This window comes from Streptomyces sp. NPDC085927, assembly GCF_044540975.1.
GTDB lineage: Bacteria > Actinomycetota > Actinomycetes > Streptomycetales > Streptomycetaceae > Streptomyces > Streptomyces hirsutus.
Map to the genome: position 1 here is coordinate 1 of NZ_JBITSN010000032.1, position 21,387 is coordinate 21,387.

General features: G+C 70.7%; 17 protein-coding genes. 9 read left to right on the plus strand and 8 right to left on the minus strand.

The genetic code is table 11. The annotated features are described in order from the left end of the window. Positions 1 to 299: 299 nt before the first annotated feature. From ACIF80_RS36855 to thyX, 3 genes are all read right to left on the minus strand, one after another. Positions 300 to 1,985 (minus strand): ribonuclease J, encoded by a 1,686-nt coding sequence (locus ACIF80_RS36855; protein WP_399813247.1) that lies wholly within the window; start codon positions 1,983 to 1,985, stop codon positions 300 to 302. A gap of 158 nt (positions 1,986 to 2,143) precedes the next feature. After that, positions 2,144 to 3,043, minus strand: coding sequence for a 4-hydroxy-tetrahydrodipicolinate synthase (gene dapA, locus ACIF80_RS36860; RefSeq protein ID WP_399813250.1), 900 nt, complete (start codon positions 3,041 to 3,043; stop codon positions 2,144 to 2,146). Positions 3,044 to 3,261: 218 nt separating this feature from the next. Continuing rightward, on the minus strand, positions 3,262 to 4,014 hold the full coding sequence (gene thyX / locus ACIF80_RS36865; RefSeq protein WP_388445184.1) for an FAD-dependent thymidylate synthase: 753 nt from the start codon (positions 4,012 to 4,014) through the stop codon (positions 3,262 to 3,264). Positions 4,015 to 4,202: 188 nt separating this feature from the next. Between thyX and ACIF80_RS36870 the strand changes: the two genes are divergently transcribed. Together ACIF80_RS36870 and ACIF80_RS36875 are read left to right on the plus strand one after the other, a co-directional pair. Next, complete coding sequence (locus tag ACIF80_RS36870) at positions 4,203 to 4,442, plus strand: hypothetical protein (protein ID WP_399813252.1); 240 nt, start codon at positions 4,203 to 4,205, stop codon at positions 4,440 to 4,442. A gap of 182 nt (positions 4,443 to 4,624) precedes the next feature. Further along, positions 4,625 to 5,179, plus strand: a complete 555-nt coding sequence (locus ACIF80_RS36875) for a hypothetical protein (protein ID WP_399813254.1) — start codon at positions 4,625 to 4,627, stop codon at positions 5,177 to 5,179. 166 nt (positions 5,180 to 5,345) lie between these two features. On the opposite strand, the gene ACIF80_RS36880 is transcribed toward ACIF80_RS36875, so the two are convergent. The 5 genes from ACIF80_RS36880 to rpsO all read right to left on the minus strand — a co-directional run bounded on the left by ACIF80_RS36880 (position 5,346) and on the right by rpsO (position 10,851). Then, positions 5,346 to 5,789: a hypothetical protein gene (locus tag ACIF80_RS36880; RefSeq protein WP_399813256.1), complete on the minus strand. Its 444-nt coding sequence runs from the start codon at positions 5,787 to 5,789 to the stop codon at positions 5,346 to 5,348. Between the two features lie 15 nt (positions 5,790 to 5,804). Next, a complete protein-coding gene (dapB, locus tag ACIF80_RS36885) occupies positions 5,805 to 6,557 on the minus strand; it encodes a 4-hydroxy-tetrahydrodipicolinate reductase (RefSeq protein ID WP_399813258.1) in 753 nt (250 codons plus the stop codon). A 55-nt stretch (positions 6,558 to 6,612) separates the two neighbouring features. After that, positions 6,613 to 7,992: a M16 family metallopeptidase gene (locus ACIF80_RS36890; RefSeq protein WP_399813261.1), complete on the minus strand. Its 1,380-nt coding sequence runs from the start codon at positions 7,990 to 7,992 to the stop codon at positions 6,613 to 6,615. Continuing rightward, entirely contained in the window at positions 7,989 to 10,202 is a 2,214-nt protein-coding gene (locus ACIF80_RS36895) for a polyribonucleotide nucleotidyltransferase (protein WP_399813263.1), read from the minus strand. Before ACIF80_RS36895 ends, ACIF80_RS36890 begins: the two co-directional genes overlap by 4 nt. A 361-nt stretch (positions 10,203 to 10,563) precedes the next feature. Then, a complete protein-coding gene (gene rpsO, locus ACIF80_RS36900; protein WP_042168273.1) occupies positions 10,564 to 10,851 on the minus strand; it encodes a 30S ribosomal protein S15 in 288 nt (95 codons plus the stop codon). A 277-nt stretch (positions 10,852 to 11,128) separates the two neighbouring features. Here rpsO and ACIF80_RS36905 point away from each other — a divergent pair, with 277 nt between their 5' ends. The 7 genes from ACIF80_RS36905 (at position 11,129) to ACIF80_RS36935 (ending at position 21,381) form a co-directional block, all read left to right on the plus strand. Then, on the plus strand, positions 11,129 to 11,446 hold the full coding sequence (locus ACIF80_RS36905) for a DUF397 domain-containing protein (protein WP_399813265.1): 318 nt from the start codon (positions 11,129 to 11,131) through the stop codon (positions 11,444 to 11,446). A gap of 374 nt (positions 11,447 to 11,820) precedes the next feature. Continuing rightward, the gene (locus tag ACIF80_RS36910) at positions 11,821 to 14,976 is read left to right on the plus strand and encodes an SCO5717 family growth-regulating ATPase (RefSeq protein WP_399813268.1); all 3,156 of its coding nucleotides are present in this window, start codon (positions 11,821 to 11,823) and stop codon (positions 14,974 to 14,976) included. A gap of 300 nt (positions 14,977 to 15,276) precedes the next feature. After that, complete coding sequence (locus ACIF80_RS36915; protein ID WP_399813271.1) at positions 15,277 to 17,184, plus strand: ABC transporter substrate-binding protein; 1,908 nt, start codon at positions 15,277 to 15,279, stop codon at positions 17,182 to 17,184. 18 nt (positions 17,185 to 17,202) lie between these two features. Further along, complete coding sequence (locus ACIF80_RS36920) at positions 17,203 to 18,282, plus strand: ABC transporter permease (RefSeq protein WP_399813273.1); 1,080 nt, start codon at positions 17,203 to 17,205, stop codon at positions 18,280 to 18,282. Then, on the plus strand, positions 18,279 to 19,256 hold the full coding sequence (locus ACIF80_RS36925; protein ID WP_399813277.1) for an ABC transporter permease: 978 nt from the start codon (positions 18,279 to 18,281) through the stop codon (positions 19,254 to 19,256). Before ACIF80_RS36920 ends, ACIF80_RS36925 begins: the two co-directional genes overlap by 4 nt. Further along, entirely contained in the window at positions 19,253 to 20,260 is a 1,008-nt protein-coding gene (locus ACIF80_RS36930; RefSeq protein ID WP_399813279.1) for an ABC transporter ATP-binding protein, read from the plus strand. Before ACIF80_RS36925 ends, ACIF80_RS36930 begins: the two co-directional genes overlap by 4 nt. Beyond that, a complete protein-coding gene (locus ACIF80_RS36935; RefSeq protein WP_399813282.1) occupies positions 20,257 to 21,381 on the plus strand; it encodes an ABC transporter ATP-binding protein in 1,125 nt (374 codons plus the stop codon). Before ACIF80_RS36930 ends, ACIF80_RS36935 begins: the two co-directional genes overlap by 4 nt. Positions 21,382 to 21,387: the final 6 nt, after the last annotated feature.

Below are 21,387 nucleotides of genomic sequence, written 5' to 3' on the forward strand. Positions count from 1 at the left end.
CTTTCCTCCGGGCGCTTCCCTTCGGTCCTGCGTTTCCGACTCTATCAGATCTTTCCGATCCGATTTCCTCGGGGTTTTCCGCCTTGACAGGTTCCCGCTTTTTGCGTTTCCCTTTCCGGCGGCTCCGACTTTATCAGAAGTTCTGAGTCGGATTTCCCGCCCTCCGGGGACTGGATCCGATGCGCGAAGCAGTCGGGTTCCCGGTCGGTGGGAGCTGTAAACGTACTGGAGCGGGGCACCCCGATGCAAATCGAGGTGCCCCGCTGCCAGTTCTGGTGTACGGACTGCCCTACGGGCCGTCAGACCTCCACGACGACAGGCAGGATCATCGGCCGGCGACGGTAGGTGTCGGAGACCCACTTGCCCAGCGTCCGGCGCACCAGCTGCTGCATCTGGTGCGCTTCGACGACGCCGTCCTGGGCGGACCGTTCCAGGACATCGACGATCTTCGGCAGTACGGCGGTGAAGGCGGCGTCCTCGATACCGGAGCCGCGTGCCTGGATGTGCGGGCCGCCGGTGATCTTCCCGGTGGACGAGTCGAGCACCATGAAGACCGAGATGATGCCCTCGTCGCCGAGGATCTTGCGATCCTTCAGGGCCGGCTCGCCGACATCGCCCACGGACAGGCCGTCGACGTAGACGTACCCGGCCTGGACCTTGCCGGAGATCTTCGCCCTGCCGTCGATCAGGTCGACGACGACTCCGTCCTCGGCGATGACGATGCGGTCGTGCGGGACACCGGTCAGGGCGCCCAGCTCGGCGTTGGCTCGCAGGTGGCGCCATTCGCCGTGCACCGGCATCAGGTTCTTCGGGCGGCAGATGTTGTAGAAGTACAGCAGCTCACCGGCGGAGGCGTGGCCCGAGACGTGCACCTTGGCGTTGCCCTTGTGGACGACGTTGGCGCCCCAGCGGGTCAGGCCGTTGATGACGCGGTAGACCGCGTTCTCGTTGCCGGGAATGAGGGACGACGCGAGGATCACCGTGTCGCCCTGGACGATGCGGATCTGGTGGTCGCGGTTGGCCATCCGGGACAGTGCGGCCATGGGTTCGCCCTGCGAGCCCGTGCAGACCAGGACCACTTCGCTGTCCGGCAGGTCGTCCAGCGTCTTCACGTCGACGACCAGGCCCGGCGGAACCCTGAGATAGCCGAGATCGCGGGCGATGCCCATGTTGCGGACCATGGAGCGGCCGACGAAGGCGACCCGGCGGCCGTACTCGTGCGCCGCGTCCAGGATCTGCTGGATGCGGTGGACGTGGCTGGCGAAGCTCGCCACGATGATCCGCTTGCGGGCGCCGGCGAAGACCTGGCGCAGGACGTTGGAGATGTCCCGTTCGGGCGGGACGAAGCCCGGGACCTCCGCGTTCGTCGAGTCGGACAGGAGGAGGTCGATGCCTTCCTCGCTGAGCCGGGCGAACGCGTGGAGGTCCGTGAGGCGGTTGTCCAGCGGGAGTTGGTCCATCTTGAAGTCGCCGGTGTGGACCACCATGCCCGCGGGCGTGCGGATGGCTACGGCGAGAGCGTCGGGGATCGAGTGGTTGACCGCGACGAACTCGCAGTCGAACGGGCCGATGCGCTCGCGGTGCCCCTCCGTCACTTCCAGGGTGTACGGACGGATGCGGTGCTCCTGGAGCTTCGCCTCGATGAGCGCGAGGGTCAGCTTGGAGCCGATCAGCGGGATGTCCGGCTTCTCGCGGAGCAGGAAGGGGACGCCGCCGATGTGGTCCTCGTGGCCATGCGTGAGGACGATGCCCTCGATGTCGTCGAGGCGGTCCCGGACGGACGTGAAGTCCGGCAGGATCAGGTCGATTCCGGGCTGCTCCTCCTCGGGGAAGAGCACACCGCAGTCGACGATGAGCAGGCGGCCGCCGTACTCGAAGACCGTCATGTTGCGGCCGATCTCGCCGAGACCGCCGAGCGGGGTGACGCGCAGGCCGTTCACGGGGAGTGGCGACGGCGGGCCGAGTTCAGGATGCGGATGACTCAAAAGACTCTCCTCACCACACGCGCCACGTCCCGGTGGGGCACGTGGCGCGCGTGACGTTCGTGCAGAAGCAGTTGTCGTTGTGGGGCGCGGGCACCGGTGGCCCGCCGCTTATTCAATTGTGGAATCAGGTTGCGCGAGTGGTCGCGCGAAGTCTGTTGTCAGAGCTGTACCCCGCCGGCGGCAAGATCGATCTTGAGCTGCTCGATCTCCTCCGGCGTGCACGCGGCCATGGGGGCGCGCAGGGGTCCGGCGGGCAGGCCCTGCAGGGCGAGCGCCGCCTTCGTGGTCATCACGCCCTGGGTACGGAACATACCCGTGTAGACGGGAAGCAGCTTCTGGTGGATCTCGGTGGCCTTCTGGACGTCCCCCGAGGTGTACGCCTCGACCAGGGAGCGCAGCTCGGGCGTGACGAGGTGGCCGACGACCGAGACGAAGCCGACGGCGCCCACCGAGAGCAGCGGCAGGTTCAGCATGTCGTCGCCGGAGTACCAGGCGAGGCGCGAGCGGGCGATGGCCCAGCCGGCACGGCCGAGGTCGCCCTTGGCGTCCTTGTTGGCGACGATCCGCGGGTGCTCGGCCAGACGGACGAGCGTCTCGGTGTTGATCGGGACACCGCTGCGGCCGGGGATGTCGTAGAGCATGACCGGCAGCCCGGTGGCGTCGGCGATGGCCGTGAAGTGCTGGTACAGGCCTTCCTGCGGGGGCTTGTTGTAGTACGGGGTGACGACCAGCAGGCCGTGCGCGCCGGTGCGCTCCGCGGTACGGGCCAGTTCGATGCTGTGACGGGTGTCGTTGGTGCCGACCCCGGCCACCACGTGGGCGCGGTCTCCGACCGCCTCCAGGACCGCCCGTACGAGGTCCGCTTTCTCCGCGTTGCTGGTGGTGGGCGACTCGCCGGTGGTGCCGTTGATGATCAGGCCGTCGTTGCCTGCGTCCACCAGGTGGGTGGCGAGCCGCTGGGCGCCGTCGAGGTCGAGTGCGCCGTCCGCCGTGAAAGGCGTGACCATGGCGGTGAGGACCCTCCCGAAGGGGGTCTGCGGAGTGGAGGTCGGAGCCATGGGTTACACGCTACTCGTTGCTCGGGGCAGGGTCTGCCCTCGGGGGAGGCGACAAGTGGGGGCGAAGAGAGAGCCCGGCACTGCCTGCTCGGGGGTTCAGGCAGTGCCGGGCCCGTTTGATCAGGCTAGATGAACTACTGGAAATACCGCAATCCGGACACCTCGGAGGGCTGACCGCACATGTGTGCCCGACCGGGGTTCGGAACCCGTCCCTGGGCCTACGGGGCCACGCGTCCGTTGGCGTTGAAGGCGGCGTGGGTGAGCGGCATGAGCCGGGCCCATTCGGCCTCCATCTTTTCGCCGACCATCTCGATCTCCCGCTGCGGGAAGGACGGCACCTTCGCCAGCTCGTGCTGGGTGCGCAGGCCGAGGAAGTGCATCAGCGAGCGTGCGTTGCAGGTGGCGTACATCGAGGAGTACAGGCCCACCGGGAGCACCGCGCGGGCCACCTCGCGGGCGACGCCGTCGGCCAGCAGCTTCTGGTAGGCGTCGTAGGCCTGGCGGTAGGTGTCGCCGAGCACGTCCTGGACGGTCGCGTGCTGGGCCTCGGTGCCCTCGACGAAGACGTACTTGCCCGGACGTCCCTCCTGGACGAGCTTGCGCGACGCGTCGGGGACGTAGAAGACGGGCTGCAGCTCGCGGTAGCGCCCGGATTCCTCGTTGTAGGACCAGCCGACCCGGTGGCGCATGAACTCGCGGAACACGAAGATCGGGGCGCTGATGAGGAACGTCAGGGAGTTGTGCTCGAACGGGCTGCCGTGCCGGTCCCGCATCAGGTAGTTGATCAGGCCCTTGGAGCGCTCCGGGTCCTTCTCCAGTTCCCCGATCGACTGCTCACCGAGGGTCGATACGCGGGCGGCGAACAGGACGTCCGAGTCCGAGGCGCTGGACTTCACCAGTTCGACGGTGACGTCACTCCGCAAGGTGACGCCATCGGGCGTTGACGGCTGGGGATCGTCGGCGGAGGTCAAGGGGGTCCTTCCGGTCACATCACGGCTGCAGGTCGGCGACCACTCTACGGGGCACCCGTCACGGCGGGAGATGGGCCGTGCCGGGAGGGATTCCCACCGTCTGGGCACCTTCTGCCGGTGTCGTTCGTTTGTGTCGGTGAGAGTGATTCGTTCGAGGTTCTCGGGGTTCGAGGGGAGAAGTACCACTGATGTTCGGTCGACGGGAATCCGTGCCGTTCGCCTTCCTTTCCGATGCCGACGGGTTCCGCAGCAATGTCACGCCCCCGCCACGCGAGCGGGCTTCCGCCGGCGAGCTGGCCGGGCGCTGGCTGCTGGGGGTCTGCGTCGTCGCCGGGCTGGTGGGATCCCTGGTGCTCGGGATGCCCGCGCTGTCCACGGACCCGTCGGCCACGGGGACCGAGCAGTCGGAGGCGTCCGACAAACGCTGAACGCGCCCCGGACGGTCACCGGACCGGGGACTCGGCCGCACGTCGGCGGGGGTCCGGCCGCGCCGGGCCGCCCGGAGGGACGGGGCTCCGGCCCCAACCGGACCCCGAGGGTGGTGAGGGGTACCGCAGATCGGTAGCCTCACCGGGCACTGCCCACGCATGGATCGAGTGAGGACCCAGCCGTGCCCCTGCCCTTCCTGACGGCCGACCGCGCCTTCGAGACGGCTGACGACGTCGCACTGCCGCACCACGACCGCGACCACTGGCGGCGCCCGTACCGGCCGGGGCCCTGGCGGGTGGGAGCGGCGGCGATACTGCTGCTGCTCGCCTCGTTCGTGCTGTTCTCGGCGGTGATCATCGCGGCTACGGCGTCACCGTCGTCGGCCGGCATGGTCTTCGGGGTCGCGCTGGTCGCCGTCGTCGGTGCGCTGCGGCTGCTGCGCATGGGCACGTGGGTGAGCTCCCACGGACTGCGGCAGGTGGGTCTGTTCACCACCCGTACGACGCCGTGGGACCAGATCGTCGCGGTGCGCACGGTGCAGCAGCCGGTGCGCTGGCTGGGGATGCCGCGGACGGTGCAGGGGCAGGCGCTGCTGCTCGTCCGGCGGGGACGGTCGGCGTCTCCCGTACAGCCGCTGCTGACCTCGCACAACGCGGACTTCCTGGGGCGTGACCCGGCCTTCGACCGGGCGGCCGACTCGGTGGAGGTCTGGGCCGACGAGTACCGGCGGGACTGAGCCGGTCCGCACCGCTGCGCACACGCACGACCCGGGGCCCGGTCCGCACACGCGGACCGGGCCCCGGGTCGTTTTCCGCCCTGCTTCGGTCGTCCTGTCGCGGTGGCCCTGCCGCGGTCGCCCTGTTGTGCTCGGGCGCCGGGGGACGCACCGGCTCGGCGGGACGTCAGTGAGTCGTCTTGCGCAGGGCGATCGCGCGTTGCATCGCCTTGCGGGCGCGCGGGGTGTCCCGGGCGTCGTGGTAGGCGACGGCGAGCCGGAACCAGCTGCGCCAGTCGTCGGGGGCGTCCTCCGTCTCGGCCTTGCGCCGGGCGAAGACCTCGTCGGCCGAGTCGCGGTCGACGCGGCCGCTGGGCAGGCGCTTGAGCTCGTCCACGGGCAGTCCGCCCTGGGCCTCGAGCTCGGCGGCGAGCCGGTTGGCGTTGCGGACGAACTCGGTGTTCTTCCACAGGAACCACACGCCGATGACCGGCAGGATGAGCACCGCCACACCGAAGGCGATGGTGAGGGGTGTTCCGGCCTGGATGAGGAGCACACCGCGGCTGCCGACCAGGACGAAGTAGACGACCAGGACGGCGGCCGTGATGGCGTAGGAGATCTTCGCGCGCATGGGGTGGGCTCGGGCTCAGTTCAGGTCGAGGAAGTGTTCCAGGCCGAAGGTCAGGCCGGGAGTGGTCACCACGCGGCGGGTGCCGAGCAGGATGCCCGGCATGAAGCTGCTGTGGTGCAGGGAGTCGTGGCGGACGGTGAGGGTCTCGCCCTCGGCGCCGAGCAGGACCTCCTGGTGGGCCAGCAGGCCGCGCAGCCGGACGGCGTGCACCGGGACGCCGTCCACGTCGGCGCCGCGGGCGCCGTCCAGGGCGGTGACCGTGGCGTCCGGGGCGGGGGCGCTGCCGGCCTTGCGGCGGGCCTCGGCGATGAGCTGGGCGGTGCGGGTGGCGGTGCCGCTGGGTGCGTCCACCTTGTTCGGGTGGTGCAGCTCGACGACCTCGACGGACTCGAAGTACGGGGCGGCGATCTGCGCGAACTTCATGGTCAGCACGGCGCCGATGGAGAAGTTCGGTGCGATGAGCACACCCGTCCCCGGCGACTGGTCGAGCAGCCCCGTCAGGTGCGCGAGGCGGTCGTCGGTCCAGCCGGTGGTTCCGACGACCGCGTGGATGCCGTGGCGTACGCAGAAGTCGAGGTTGCCCATGACCGAGGCGGGGGTGGTCAGTTCGACGGCGACCTGGGCACCGGTCTCAGCAAGGGTCTCCAGCCGGTCGCCCCGGCCGAGCGCGGCCACCAGTTCCATGTCGTCGGCGGCCTCGACGGCCCGTACCGCCTCGGACCCGATGCGGCCCTTGGCTCCGAGGACCGCCACACGCAGCTTGCTCATCTTCCTTGCTTCCTTACCGGAGAGGTCGAAACCGTGGGGTTGGGCCGGACGGGCCCTAGGCGACGGTGTCGTGCAGCCTGGCCGCCTGCTTGTCCTTGATCGGGCCGATGACCGACAGCGAGGGCCGCTGTCCCAGGACGTCGCGGGCGACCGCGCGGACATCGTCCATGGTGACCGAGGCTATCCGGGCCAGCATGTCGTCGACCGACATCTGGTCGCCCCAGCACAGTTCGCTCTTGCCGATACGGTTCATCAGCGCGCCGGTGTCCTCCAGGCCGAGGACGGTGGAGCCCTGGAGCTGGCCGATGGCGCGCCGTATCTCGTCGTCGGGCAGGCCGTGCTCGGCGACCTGGTCGAGTTCGTCGCGGCAGATCTTCAGCACGTCGTGCACCTGGGACGGCCTGCACCCGGCGTACACGCCGAACAGGCCGCAGTCGGCGAAGCCGGAGGTGTACGAGTACACGCTGTAGGCCAGGCCGCGCTTCTCCCGGACCTCCTGGAACAGGCGGGAGGACATGCCCCCGCCGAGGGCGGTGTTGAGCACGCCGAGGGCCCACCGCCGCTCGTCGGTGCGGGACAGGCCCGGCATGCCGAGGAGGATGTGTGCCTGCTCGGTCCTCCGGTCGATCACCTCGACGCGGCCGGCGGTGCGCAGCGTGCGCCGGCCGCTGCGCGGGGCGATCGGCAGGGCGTCCGGGTCCTTGAGCGCGCCGGCGGCCTCGAAGGCGGCCTGGACCTGGCGGACGACCTGGTCGTGGTCGATGTTGCCCGCGCAGGCGACCACGAGGTGGGTCGGGTCGTAGTGCTTCTTGTAGAAGCGGCGGATGCGGTCGGCGGTGAGGGCGTTGACCGTGTCGACCGTGCCGAGGACGGGGCGGCCCAGCGGGTTGTCGCCGAACATGGTGTGCGCGAACAGGTCGTGCACACCGTCGCCGGGGTCGTCCTCGGTCATCGCGATCTCTTCGAGGATCGCGCCGCGTTCGATGTCGACGTCCTCCTCGAGGATGCGGGAGCCGGTCAGCATGTCGCAGACCACGTCGATGGCGAGCGGCAGGTCGGTGTCGAGCACACGCGCGTAGTAGCACGTGTACTCCTTGGCCGTGAACGCGTTCATCTCGCCGCCGACGGCGTCGATGGCGGCGGAGATGTCCAGGGCGGACCTGCGGTGCGTGCCCTTGAAGAGCAGGTGCTCCAGGTAGTGGGTGGCGCCGTTCAGCGCGGGGGTCTCGTCGCGGGAGCCGACGTGCGCCCAGATGCCGAAGGTCGCGGAGCGGACCGAGGGGAGGGTCTCGGTGACGACGCGCAGCCCGCCGGGGAGGGTGGTCCTGCGGACGGTGCCGATGCCGTTCTCGCCCTGGATGAGGGTTTGGGTACGGGCGACGGCCCGCGCCTCCGGGGAGGTGCGGGCCGTCGCCTTGGAGCCGTGGGACGTCACTGGTCGGTGTCGGCCTTCTTGTCGTCGTCCTCGCCCTCGATCACGGGGATGAGGGAGAGCTTGCCGCGGGAGTCGATCTCGGCGATCTCGACCTGGACCTTGGCGCCCACGCCGAGCACGTCCTCGACGTTCTCCACGCGCTTGCCACCGGCCAGCTTGCGGATCTGCGAGATGTGCAGCAGTCCGTCCTTGCCGGGCATCAGGGAGACGAACGCACCGAAGGTGGTCGTCTTCACGACGGTACCCAGGTAGCGCTCGCCGACCTCCGGCATGGTCGGGTTGGCGATGCTGTTGATCGTGGCGCGGGCGGCCTCGGCCTGCGAGCCCTGGGCGGCACCGATGTAGATGGTGCCGTCGTCCTCGATCGTGATGTCGGCGCCGGTGTCCTCCTGGATCTGGTTGATCATCTTGCCCTTGGGGCCGATGACCTCACCGATCTTGTCCACGGGGATCTTGACGGTGATGATCCGCGGGGCGTTCGGGGACATCTCGTCCGGCGTGTCGATCGCTTCCATCATCACGTCGAGGATGTGGAGGCGGGCGTCACGGGCCTGCTTGAGGGCCGCGGCCAGGACGGAGGCGGGGATGCCGTCCAGCTTGGTGTCGAGCTGGAGGGCGGTCACGAACTCCTTGGTGCCGGCGACCTTGAAGTCCATGTCGCCGAAGGCGTCCTCCGCACCGAGGATGTCGGTGAGGGCGACGTAGTGCGTCTCGCCGTTGATCTCCTGGGAGATCAGGCCCATGGCGATACCGGCGACGGGGGCCTTGAGCGGCACACCGGCGTTCAGCAGCGACATGGTGGAGGCGCAGACCGAGCCCATGGACGTCGAGCCGTTGGAGCCGAGGGCCTCGGACACCTGACGGATCGCGTACGGGAACTCCTCGCGGGTGGGCAGCACCGGCAGGATGGCGCGCTCGGCGAGGGCGCCGTGGCCGATCTCGCGGCGCTTGGGGGAGCCCACGCGGCCGGTCTCGCCGACGGAGTACGGCGGGAAGTTGTAGTTGTGCATGTAGCGCTTGCGGGTCACCGGGGAAAGGGTGTCCAGCTGCTGCTCCATACGGAGCATGTTGAGGGTGGTGACGCCCAGGATCTGGGTCTCGCCACGCTCGAACAGCGCGGAACCGTGCACCCGCGGGATGGCCTCGACCTCGGCGGCCAGGGTGCGGATGTCGGTGACCCCGCGGCCGTCGATGCGCTTCTTCTCCTTGATGACGCGCTCACGGACCAGGGACTTGGTCAGCGCGCGGTACGCGGCGGAGATCTCCTTCTCGCGGCCCTCGAACTCCGGCAGGAGCTTCTCGGCGGCGAGCTGCTTGACGCGGTCCAGCTCGGCCTCGCGCTCCTGCTTGCCGGCGATGGTGAGCGCCTGGGCGAGCTCGGGGCGGACGGCGGCGGCCAGCGCCTCCAGGACGTCGTCCTGGTGGTCCAGGAAGACCGGGAACTCGCCGGTCGGCTTGGCGGCCTTCGCGGCGAGGTCGGCCTGGGCCTTGCAGAGGACCTTGATGAAGGGCTTCGCGGCCTCGAGGCCGGCGGCGACGACCTCCTCGGTGGGTGCCTCGGCACCGCCCTCGACCAGCTTGACGGTCTGGTCGGTGGCCTCGGCCTCGACCATCATGATCGCGACGTCGCCGTCCTCCAGGACGCGGCCCGCGACGACCATGTCGAAGACGGCGTCCTCGAGCTCGGTGTGCGTCGGGAAGGCGACCCACTGGCCGCTGATCAGCGCGACGCGGACGCCGCCGATCGGGCCGGAGAAGGGCAGACCGGCCAGCTGCGTGGACGCGGAGGCGGCGTTGATCGCCACGACGTCGTACAGGTGGTCGGGGTTGAGCGCCATGATCGTGGCGACGACCTGGATCTCGTTGCGCAGGCCCTTCTTGAAGGACGGGCGCAGCGGGCGGTCGATGAGGCGGCAGGTGAGGATCGCGTCCTCGGAGGGCCGGCCCTCCCGGCGGAAGAAGGAGCCGGGGATCTTGCCGGCCGCGTACATCCGCTCCTCGACGTCCACCGTGAGGGGGAAGAAGTCGAGCTGGTCCTTGGGGTTCTTCGAGGCCGTGGTGGCCGACAGCACCATGGTGTCGTCGTCCAGGTAGGCCACGGCGGAGCCGGCGGCCTGCCGGGCGAGGCGGCCCGTCTCGAAGCGGATGGTGCGGGTACCGAAGGAGCCGTTGTCGATGACGGCCTCGGCGTAGTGGGTCTCGTTCTCCACCAGTGGGTTCTCCGTTACTTGTCGTCTTTCGTCCCGCCTCGCCCGTGTGGCGGGGGGACGGGGTGGAGAAGCGCGCCGTCTGGTGCGGGCCGGTCTTCGATCGAAGCTCCCGGGTTCATTCACCCGGGGGCCACTACCGAGGACCGGCGGCGGCGAGGTGCGCTTCCCCTCGTACGTCGGGACGTCCGGGGGGACGTCGGGGTGGTGCAGGTGACGGCCGCGACCTGGTGCGGTACCGGCCGTCACAGCGAGTCGGTGTTCTTGCGTTGTGCTACCACATTACAAAGACGTGGTGACACTCCGCACGTACAGCAAAAGGAGCGGTCCCCTTTTCCAGGGGAACCGCTCCCGTCACGGCGTCTTACTTGGCGCCCGCCGCACCACGGCGGATGCCGAGGCGGTCGACCAGCGCACGGAAGCGCTGGATGTCCTTCTTGGCGAGGTACTGCAGCAGCCGGCGGCGCTGACCGACCAGGATGAGCAGACCACGACGGGAGTGGTGGTCGTGCTTGTGGGTCTTGAGGTGCTCCGTCAGGTCGGAGATCCGACGGGACAGGAGAGCGACCTGGACCTCGGGGGAGCCGGTGTCACCTTCCTTGGTGCGGAAGTCGGCGATGATCTGGTTCTTCGTAGCGGCGTCGAGCGACACGCGTACTCCTCATGGTCTGTGACTGGCCACCGAGCGCCCCCGGTCTTCACCTCGGGGGATCTTCCATGACTCGGAAGGCGGGATCCGCAGGGCGCGGCCTCCGGAGCGGTGCTCCGGGGGTGCGTACGCATACGGCCGTCACTCAGGGTACCAGTCGGCGGCGGGCCCCCTTACCACGGTCCGCGAAACCGCCCAGGTGGGACGCGGGGTGCCACTAATGTGAGCGCTCGTACCAGTCCATCGGACCAGTCATAGCTCGGGAAGGGGTCGCTGCGACATGGCGGAGACGGCTGAGGAGATCAAGGCGCGCAAGGAGCGGGAGAAGGACGAGCTCTACGCCCTCGACATCTCCGGCGTCGAGTGGCACAGCGCGCCGGGCACCGAGGAGCACGAGGAGCGGGTCGAGATCGCCTACCTGCCCGACGGCGCGGTGGCCATGCGGTCCTCCCTCGACCCGGACACGGTGCTGCGGTACACGGAGGCGGAGTGGCGTGCGTTCGTGCTCGGCGCGCGGGACGGCGAGTTCGACCTGGAGCCGGCGCCGGGGACCGGCGGGACGGGCGCCGCGGGGACAGCGGCCGGGGCCGCCGGGTAGTCCGAGCAGCCCGATCAGTCCGAGGTCGGTCCGGTGCTCCGGGCCGCTCCCGATCGAGGTGACCGCCCGTGGATTCTTCTCCCATGGGCGGTTTCTTTCGTTTGTGCAGCGAATGTGTACGCCCCTTGACAGCAACGGGTGTTGTGGGTGGCACTGACTGAGGGTGGGCAGGGCTGACGGGGCAGGGCTACCCGTGATTAGGCTGGTACCCGACGCGACACCGGAACACCCGCGAACCGGGTATCGGCGTCGCAGGCCCGGGGGAGGCCGGTTCGGACGATGTCGTCCTCATGCAGGACCAGTTCGGACCACGCAGGTGGTCGCCCCGGCACAGCACGACGGCACAAGGGTGCTCGACCAGACCAGGAGGAACTGTGGGCAGCGATCGGGACGGGATCCGCGGGGGCTGGGCAACACCCGGCGATGACCAGCCCGATGCGGAGTCCTCCGTCGAGACGACGGGCGAGTTCACCATCGACTACGCGCCGCCGGCCTGGTACACGCAGAACGCTTCGGGGAATTCGGAGGCGAGGCCGGGATCGGGGTCCGGGGCGGGGTCGGAGCCGAGGGGCGACGCCTCGTCCTCTTCTTCCGTTCCCCCAGGACGTGTTCCGCCCTTGCCCGGGTTGACTCCGCCGCCGCACGCGGTCGGCGCTTCGGGACCTTCGTCCCTTCCGGCACCGGTACCGGCACCGGCACCGGCACCGGGGGCGCCTTTCACCCCGCCCGCACCCGCGCCGGGCGCCCCCTTCACACCGCCGGCTCCCGCGCCGGGGACGCCGTTCACACCGCCCGCTCCGCCGTCCGGGGGGCCGGGTGCCGTACCGCGGCTCCCGGTGGGCAGCGGGTTCGATCCGGAGCCGGAGCAGCAGCCGCAGCCGGCGTCCACGTCGGAGCCGGGCTCTGTTCCTCCTGCGGCCGTGCCGGATCTTCCGGTCAGTGGCTTCGGCCGGGACACCGGCAGTGGTGACCTCGAGAGCGGTGCCACCATCCGCTTCTCCGCCGCCGCGCTGAAGCAGGAGATCCAGAACCGTGAGGCCCGGGCCGAAGCCGTGCCTGCCGAGCCCGAGGCGGACGCCGAGCCGGAAACACGGCCGGAGCCCGCCGGTGACCAGGACCTGGCCGGGGCCGGCGAGCGCACCGGAGACACGGACGAACCCAGGGAAGATGTCCAGGACGACGTCCAGGACGACGAGCCCTCCGTCGCCTCCATTGCGTCCGTCCCCTTCACTGCTGACGACGCCGAGGACGGGGACACCGACGTCGCCGACACCTCCGAACCGGCCGCGGAGGTCGACGAAGGCGACGAATACGCCACGAACGACGACTTCGACGAGCCCGAGGCGGCGGAGTCGGAGACGAAGACGGGGCCCGGGGCGGACACCAAGGCCGCGGCGGACGCGACCGGCCCCGAGCCCGAGGACGCGAAGCCGGTGAACGACGACCCGGTGGACGACGCGGTGCCCTCCGCGACCGGCTCGGTCGGTGCGCCCGAGGACGCTGTACCTGCCTCGTCCGACACCTCGGACTCGGCGGCCTGGACTCCCCCGGCGCCGCCGGTCGTACCGCCCCCGTCGCACCCCGTCGCGCCTGCGCCCGCGAGCCAGTGGCCGGCACAGCCGCAGCAGTCGCCGCAGGCTCCCGCAGCGCCCCCGGCGCCGGTCGCTCCCCGACCGGCACAGCCGGAAGACGCCGCTGCGGCGGTCCAGCAGCCGCCCTTCCAGCCGCAGGCGCCGTACCCCGCGCCCGCCGCCTGGAACGCGCCGGAGGGACCGGTGCCCCCGCACCCGGCACCCGTCCCGCCCACTCAACAACCGCAGCCGCAGCCGCCGGTGCAACAGCCCGCTCCGCCGGCCGGATACGGCTTCCCGCAGCCGGGCGCTCCCCTCCCCGGCCCCCAGGCCGGTTACGGCTTCCCGCCCGCCGGTCCCGCCCCGGCCGCCCCGACTCCCCCGGCCCAGCCGGGCGGTTACGGCTTCCCGCAGCAGCCCGTACCCCCGCAGGCGCAGCCCCGGCATCCCGGCATGCCTCCGCAGGCGCAGCCGCAACAGCCGCAGCAGGGATTCCCGCTCCAGCAGCCCCCGCAGAACCCGCAGGCTGCCGCGCCGCCGCAGCCGCCTGTCGATCCGCGCGCCGGGGCCGCCTGGCCGCAGCCCATCCAGCACGACCAGCGGCAGCCGACCAACCCCGGTGCCGCGCCGCTCGGTTACACCGCGGCTGTGGAACTGTCGTCGGACCGGCTGCTCAACAGCAGGAAGCAGAAGGCCAAGAGCAGCCGTCCCGCGGCGGGCGGGTCGCGTTTCAAGCTGGGCGGCAAGAAGGAGGAGGCCGAGCGGCAGCGGAAGCTGGAGCTGATCCGCACTCCGGTGCTGTCCTGCTACCGGATCGCCGTGATCAGCCTCAAGGGCGGCGTCGGCAAGACGACCACGACCACCGCGCTCGGTGCCACCCTCGCCAGCGAGCGGCAGGACAAGATCCTCGCGATCGACGCCAACCCCGACGCCGGTACGCTCGGCCGCCGGGTGCGGCGGGAGACCGGGGCCACCATCCGTGACCTGGTGCAGGCGATCCCGCACCTCAACTCGTACATGGACATCCGGCGGTTCACCTCGCAGGCGCCCTCCGGTCTGGAGATCATCGCCAACGACGTCGACCCCGCCGTCTCGACGACGTTCAACGACGAGGACTACCGGCGGGCGATCGACGTCCTGGGCAAGCAGTACCCGATCATCCTGACCGACTCCGGTACGGGTCTGCTCTACAGCGCCATGCGCGGGGTGCTGGACCTGGCCGATCAGCTCATCATCATCTCGACGCCGTCCGTGGACGGTGCGAGCAGCGCCAGCACGACGCTGGACTGGCTGTCGGCCCATGGGTACGCGGATCTCGTCTCGCGCTCGCTCACGGTCATCTCGGGTGTGCGCGAGACCGGCAAGATGATCAAGGTCGACGACATCGTGTCGCACTTCCGGACACGGTGCCGCGGCGTGCTCGTCGTACCGTTCGACGAGCATCTGGCCGCCGGGGCGGAGGTCGACCTCGACATGATGCGGCCGAAGGTGCGGGAGGCGTACTTCAACCTCGCCTCGCTGGTCGCCGAGGACTTCGTCCGGCACCAGCAGTCGCACGGCCTGTGGACCTCCGACGGCAACCCGCCGCCGGTCGCCGCCCCGCCGCTGCCGGGTCAGTACGTCCCCGGCCAGTACGCTCCGGGCCAGCCCGTCCCGGGTCAGTACGTCCCAGGCCAGTACGTCCCGGGCCAGCCCCACCCCGGCCAGCAGGCACCTCATCCCCCACAGGCACCGCACCCCCAGCAGCCGCCGCAGCAGCCGCAGCCCGGCCAGCCGTACGCCCCGCCGCCCCCCGCGCAGCCCGGCCAGGGGTACCCGCAGGCCGCTCCGGGCCAGCCGTACCCCCAGCCGCCCGGCTACGGCTATCCGCAGCAGGGCGGGCCGGATCAGTACGGCCATCCCGGCCCCCCCGGCAGCGGGCAGACGCCTCCTCCGCAGGCGCCGCCTCCGCAGCAGTAGCTGCCGCGCATGTCATCCGATCGGCCCCTTTCGAGGGGCCGGTCCCGTTTTCGGCCCGCACCGTTCGTACGCGGTGCGGGCCGCCCCCGTTTCCGGGTCGCACCACGGCGTCAGGCGCTGGCCAGGAAGGCTTCAGTGGTCTCGACCAATGGGCGCAAAGGACTCGTCAACTCGCTGTTTTCGCAGGCCACATGGGGTGCTCGCGCCGTTGACGGCCGCAGATGCCGCTGGTAGACACTCAGCACTCACCTGATCAACCCGTCCTTCCCGTGCGAGTGATGACGCGAGGTCAGCGACCCTATGGACACCAACGATCAGTACGGCGGTCACCACGACACCAGGCGCCCCCGCTTCCGGCACCGGGACCGTGCGCGGGGTGCGGTCCCCCGCCGCGTCCGGCTCGCCGCGGCGGCCGGTGCGGCCGCGCTCGCCCTCACCGCCGGGCTCGCGACCCCGCTCGATCCCGCGCCGCGGGAGGCCCGGGCGGCCGACGACGGCAAGCGGACGCTGACCGTCGCGGTGGCGCAGAGCGTCGATTCGCTCAGTCCGTTCCTCGCCGTGCGGCTGCTCAGTACGAGCATTCACCGGCTCACGTACGAGTATCTGACCAACTACGACCCCGAGGACAACCATGTCGTCCCGGGGCTGGCCACCCGGTGGAAGTCGTCCCCGGACAAGCTGACGTGGACGTACACCATCCGCTCCGACTCGAAGTGGTCGGACGGGAAGCAGGCCACTGCCGAGGACGCGGCGTGGACGTTCAACACGATGATGACCGACGAGGGGGCGGCCACGGCGAACGGCAGCTTCGTCGCCAACTTCGAGGAGGTCACGGCGCCGAGCCCGACCGAGCTGGTCATCCGGCTGAAGAAGCCGCAGGCCACCATGACGGCGCTGGACGTGCCGATCGTGCCCAGGCATGTGTGGGAGAAGGTCGACGACTTCTCGAAGTTCAACAACGACAAGGACCTCCCCGTCGTCGGCAACGGGCCGTTCGTCCTCACCGACTACAAGGCCGACAGCTATGTGCGGCTGGAGGCCAACAAGGACTTCTGGCGCGGAGCGCCGAAGTTCGACGAGCTGCTCTTCCGGTACTACAAGGACCAGGACGCGGCGGTGTCGGCGCTGCGCAAGGGGGAGGTGTCGTTCGTCGCCGGGTCGCCGTCCCTGACTCCGGCGCAGGCGGCCTCGCTCAAGAACGAGAAGAACATCAAGGTCAACGACGCGCCCGGCCGCCGCTTCTACGCCCTCGCCACCAACCCGGGGGCGAAGGCGAAGAACGGCGAGAAGATGGGCGACGGGCATCCCTCGCTGCTGGACCAGCGGGTGCGCAACGCGCTGTTCATGGCGGTCGACCGGAAGACCGTCGTCGACAAGGTGTTCCAGGGCCACGCGGTGAACGGCGCGGGTTACATCCCGCCGCGCTACGCGCAGTACTTCTGGGAGCCGTCGGCCGACCAGGAACTTGCGTACGACCCCGAGAAGGCGGCCCGACTGCTCGATCGGGCGGGCTTCGAGAAGAACGGGGACGGCAAGCGCGCCGGCAAGGACGGCAAGCCGCTGAACTACCGCATCCTGTGTCACGCCACCGACCCGAACGACAAGGCCATCGGCAAGTACCTCGAGGAGTGGTGGGGCGATCTCGGCATCGGGGTCACGCTCAACTGCCTGGACAACGTGACCGACCCCTGGCTCGCCGGTGAGTACGATCTCGCCTTCGACGGCTGGTCGGTCAACCCCGACCCCGACTTCGTCCTGTCGATCCACACCTGCGGGGCACTCCCGGCGACACCCGAGGACACCGGCGCGACCGACAACTTCATCTGCGACAAGAAGTACGACGAGTTGTACGCACAGCAGTTGGCCGAGTACGACCCCGCCGAACGGGCGAACATCGTCAAGCAGATGGAATCACGGCTGTACGACCTCGGGTACATGAACGTCATGGCGTATCCGAACGCGGTCGAGGCGTACCGCACCGACCAGATCGAGTCGATCACCACAATGCCGTCGAAGGCGGGCAACATCTACGGCCAGGACGGCTACTGGAGCTGGTGGTCGGCGGTGCCCGCGGACTCCGGTGAGGATTCCGGCAGTTCGTCGTCGACGGGTGTGGTCGTCGGGATCGTCGCGGGTGTCGTCGTCCTCGCGGGCCTCGGGGTGTTCGTGATGATGCGGCGGCGGGCCACGGCCGGGGACCGCGAGTAGACGGGCGAACGGGTACTCATGACCGCCGACGCGACACCCGCTCCCGTCGAGGGCGCGCGCACGGCCTCCGGTCCGGTGAAGGACGGACCGGAGGCCTTCCGCGGGCCGCGGGCCCGCACCACCACCGCGTATCTGCGGTATGTGGCGGGCAAGGTGGCCGGCGCGGCCGTGTCCCTCCTGGCCGTCCTCGTCACCAGCTTCTTCCTCTTCCGGCTGATCCCGGGCGACCCGGTGAAGTTCATGACCGGCGGCCGTCAGGTGTCGGCCGAACAACTCGCCGGCTATCGACGGGAGTTCGGTCTGGATCTACCGTTGTGGCAGCAGTTCACCGACTACTGCGGCAAGGCGCTCACGGGTGATCTGGGAACGTCGTACCAGTTCAACGCACCGGTGGTCGACAAGATCACCGAGGCGCTGCCGAACACGCTGCTGCTCACCGGTACGGCCTTCGTCCTCTACACGGCGCTCGGCATCGTGCTCGGCACCCGGTCGGCGTGGCGGCACGGGCGGCCCGGGGACCGGGTCAACACGGGTTTGGCACTGATCCTCTACTCCATCCCGTCCTTCTGGCTCGGGCTGCTGCTGATCATCACGCTGTCGGTGGGCATCGGGCCCGTTCCGGGTCTGTTCCCCACCGGTGGCATGGAGTCGGGCGGCGAGGAGGGATTCGCCCAGGTCCTGGACGTGGCGCACCACTTGGTCCTGCCGGTGGTGACGCTGGTGGCGGTGGAGTACGGGCAGACGCTGCTGGTGACGCGGTCGGCGCTGCTGGACGAGATGGGCAGCGACTATCTGACCACCGCGCGCGCCAAAGGGCTCCGTGACGACCTGGTCCGGCGCCGGCACGCGGTGCCCAACGCGCTGCTGCCGACGGTGACGCTGATCTTCATCAATCTCGGGCGGACGGTGGCCGGGGTGATCCTGGTGGAGACGGTCTTCTCCTGGCCGGGGCTCGGCGGGCTGTTCTACCAGGCGCTGAGCGTGCCCGATCTGCCGTTGGTGCAGGGGCTGTTCTTCGTGTTCGCCGCGGCGGTGATCGTGATGAACACGCTGGCCGATCTGATCTATCCGCTGCTCGATCCCCGGGTGGGCCGATGACGACGGACAAGGACACGACGACCGGGACGCCGGCGACCCCGCCGACGGCCGCACCGGCCGCCCCGGAAAGCACGGGAGGCGCGGGAGGCGCGCGCACGCTCGCGTGGCGGCGGCGCAGGGCCTCGGCTGCGCGGTTCTGGCGTCAGTACCGCACCCACCGGTCCGGCGTCGTGGGCCTGGCCGCGCTTCTGCTGTTCGCGCTGGCGGCCCTGGCCGCTCCGCTGCTGGTCGGCTCCGACGTGGACAACGTGACGGACGCGCCGGGCAGTCCGATGGAGCGTCCCGGAGCCGAATTCCCCTTCGGTACCGATCAGTTCGGACGGGATCTGCTCGGTCTGGTGGTCTGGGGCGCGCGGGTGTCGCTGCTCGTGGGGCTGCTCGCCGCCGTGCTGTCGGTGGCGATCGGCACCCTGATCGGAGTGACGGCGGGACACTTCGAGGGCTGGTACGCGACGGTGGTGATGCGGGTCACCGACTGGTTCCTGGTGATGCCCACGCTGGTCCTGGCGATCGCGCTGGCCACCGTGATGTCCCGTTCGCTCGTCACGATCGTGGTGGCGATCGGGGTCACGACCTGGCCGACGACGGCCCGGCTGGTGCGCGCGCAGACCCTGGCGGTGGAGACCCGGCCGTACATCGAACGCGCGCGGGCGCTGGGCGGCGGCCACTGGCATGTGATGTCGCGCCATGTGCTGCCCAATGTGATGCCGCTGGTGCTGGCCCAGACGACCCTGATCATCTCCGCGGCGATCCTGGCGGAGGCGACCCTGGCGTTCCTCGGGCTCGGTGATCCGACGGTGGTGTCGTGGGGCGGGCTGCTGCAGGACGCGCGGGAGGCGGGTGCGGTCAGCGCGGGGCACTGGTGGTACCTGGTGCCGCCGGGCATCGCGATCGCCGTGGTGGCGCTGGCGTTCACGCTCTGCGGGCGTGCCGTGGAGTCCGTCCTCAACCCCAGGCTGGGGGTGTCCCGTTGAGTCTGCTCGAGGTCAGGGATCTGACGGTGACGTACGCGGGCGGGGCCGCCGCGGTGCGCGGGGTGGACCTGAGCCTGGAGGCGGGGCGGAAGCTGGGCATCGCCGGGGAGTCGGGCTGCGGCAAGTCGACGCTCGCGCTGGCCCTGCTGCGGCTGCTGCCGTCCGGGACGCGGACCGGCGGGGAGATCCGGCTGGACGGCGAGGACGTGCTCGCCATGAAGTGGGGCCGGCTGCGGGCGGTCCGCTGGGCCGGGGCCTCGATCGTGTTCCAGGGCGCGATGCACTCGCTCAACCCCGTGCACCGCATCGGCGACCAGATCGCCGAGCCGCTCCTGCTGCACCGTAAGGCGACTCCGTCGGGGGCCCGGAGGAAGGCCGGCGAGCTGCTGGAGCAGGTCGGTCTGCCGGCCGCTCGGGCGGCCGACCACCCGCACGAGCTGTCCGGCGGTCAGCGTCAGCGCGTCATGATCGCGATGGCGCTGGCCTGCGATCCGATGCTGATCGTCGCGGACGAGCCGACCACCGCGCTCGATGTGATGATCCAGGCGCAGATCCTGCGGCTCATCGAGCAGTTGGTGGCCGACCAGGACGTGGGCCTGATCATGATCAGCCACGATCTGGCGGTCCTCGCCGACACCTGTGACCGGCTCGCGGTGATGTACGCGGGCCGGGTGGTGGAGGAGGGTCCGGCCCGGCAGGTGTACGAGGACGCCCGGCATCCGTACGCCCGTGCCCTGTCGGCGGCGTTCCCCCGCATCGGCGACCCGGCGTCGCGCTTCGCCCCGCGCGGTCTGGCGGGCGACCCGCCGGACCCGTCGGCGCTGCCGGCCGGGTGCACGTTCCATCCGCGCTGCCCGGTGGCTCTGGGGTCCTGCGCGGTGGCCGACCAGCCGCTGCGGGTGGCGGGGCCGGAGCGGCGGGCGGCGTGCGTACGGGTCGCACAGGAAGCGGCCGAGGAGCCAGGGGGCCACGTGCCCCTGGAGGAAGTGAGGCGCACCCCATGACGGCTTCCCCCGCTGCCGCCCCCGGCCCCGCCGGGCCTTCCGGCCCCTCGGAGCCCTCCCGCTCCCCCACCGGCTCCCCGCTGCTGAGCGCCCGGGGAGTGCGGGTCGCCTTCCCCGGACGGCGCGGCGCCGGCCCCGCCCGCGCGGTGGACGGTGTCGACCTCGCCATCCGGCCCGGTGAGATCGTCGCCCTGGTGGGCGAGTCGGGCTGCGGCAAGACGACCCTGGCCCGCGCCCTGCTGGGTCTGGTCGAGCCGACCGCGGGGCACGTCTCCTTCGACGGACGGCCGCTCAGCTACTCCGGCCGCTCCCTCAAGGCGTACCGCAAGCGGGTCCAGCTGGTCCTCCAGGACCCGAGCGGCTCGCTCAACCCCCGGCACACGGTGTACGACGCGGTGGCCGAGGGGCTGCGCATCCACGGGTACGGCGGTGACGAGCGGGCGGCGGTCGCGGAGGCCCTGTCCCGGGCCGGGCTGCGGCCTCCGGAGCGTTTCTTCCTGCGCTATCCGCACGAGCTGTCCGGCGGTCAGCGCCAGCGGGTGGTGATCGCGGGCGCGCTGGTCCTGGAGCCCGAACTCCTCGTCGCGGACGAGCCGGTGGCCTCCCTGGACGCCTCCGTGCGCGGCGAGATCCTGGCCCTGCTGCTGCGGCTCCGTGCCGAGCTGGGCCTGTCCGCGCTGGTGGTCACGCACGACCTCGGGCTGGCCTGGAACATCGCCGACCGGGTCGCGGTGATGTACCTCGGCCGGATCGTGGAGACCGGGGCGGTGGAGCAGGTGCTGACCGCGCCCCGGCACCCGTACACGCAGGCCCTGTTGTCGGTGCTCCCGGAGGCGCCGGGCGACCCGGTGGTCCTGAGCGGTGAGCCACCGGATCCGACCCGTGTTCCAGGGGGCTGCCGGTTCCACGCGCGCTGTCAGGTCCTGCTCGGCGGGGAGGCGGACCGGGTGGGCGTCGCGGACGCGTGCCGGACCCGGGACCTGGAGATCCTCGGCGGCGGCGGGGGCGGGGCGGGGGACGACGGAGGCGGGGGCACGGTCGGCCAGGTGGCCTGTCACTGGGCCCACGCGCTCGAGGCCCGGGGCCCGGCCGGGCCCTCCGCCCCGCCGCTCCGCGCGTGAAGGCCC

Excerpts from the sequence above, each read along its gene's own strand:
- dapA (WP_399813250.1), bottom strand. The coding sequence starts at position 3,043 with ATGGCTCCGACCTCCACTCCGCAGACCCCCTTCGGGAGGGTCCTCACC.
- ACIF80_RS36925 (WP_399813277.1), top strand. The coding sequence starts at position 18,279 with ATGACGACGGACAAGGACACGACGACCGGGACGCCGGCGACCCCGCCG.
- dapB (WP_399813258.1), bottom strand. The coding sequence starts at position 6,557 with ATGAGCAAGCTGCGTGTGGCGGTCCTCGGAGCCAAGGGCCGCATCGGG.
- ACIF80_RS36935 (WP_399813282.1), top strand. The coding sequence starts at position 20,257 with ATGACGGCTTCCCCCGCTGCCGCCCCCGGCCCCGCCGGGCCTTCCGGC.
- ACIF80_RS36905 (WP_399813265.1), top strand. The coding sequence starts at position 11,129 with ATGGCGGAGACGGCTGAGGAGATCAAGGCGCGCAAGGAGCGGGAGAAG.
- ACIF80_RS36880 (WP_399813256.1), bottom strand. The coding sequence starts at position 5,789 with ATGCGCGCGAAGATCTCCTACGCCATCACGGCCGCCGTCCTGGTCGTC.
- ACIF80_RS36920 (WP_399813273.1), top strand. The coding sequence starts at position 17,203 with ATGACCGCCGACGCGACACCCGCTCCCGTCGAGGGCGCGCGCACGGCC.
- ACIF80_RS36870 (WP_399813252.1), top strand. The coding sequence starts at position 4,203 with ATGTTCGGTCGACGGGAATCCGTGCCGTTCGCCTTCCTTTCCGATGCC.
- ACIF80_RS36915 (WP_399813271.1), top strand. The coding sequence starts at position 15,277 with ATGGACACCAACGATCAGTACGGCGGTCACCACGACACCAGGCGCCCC.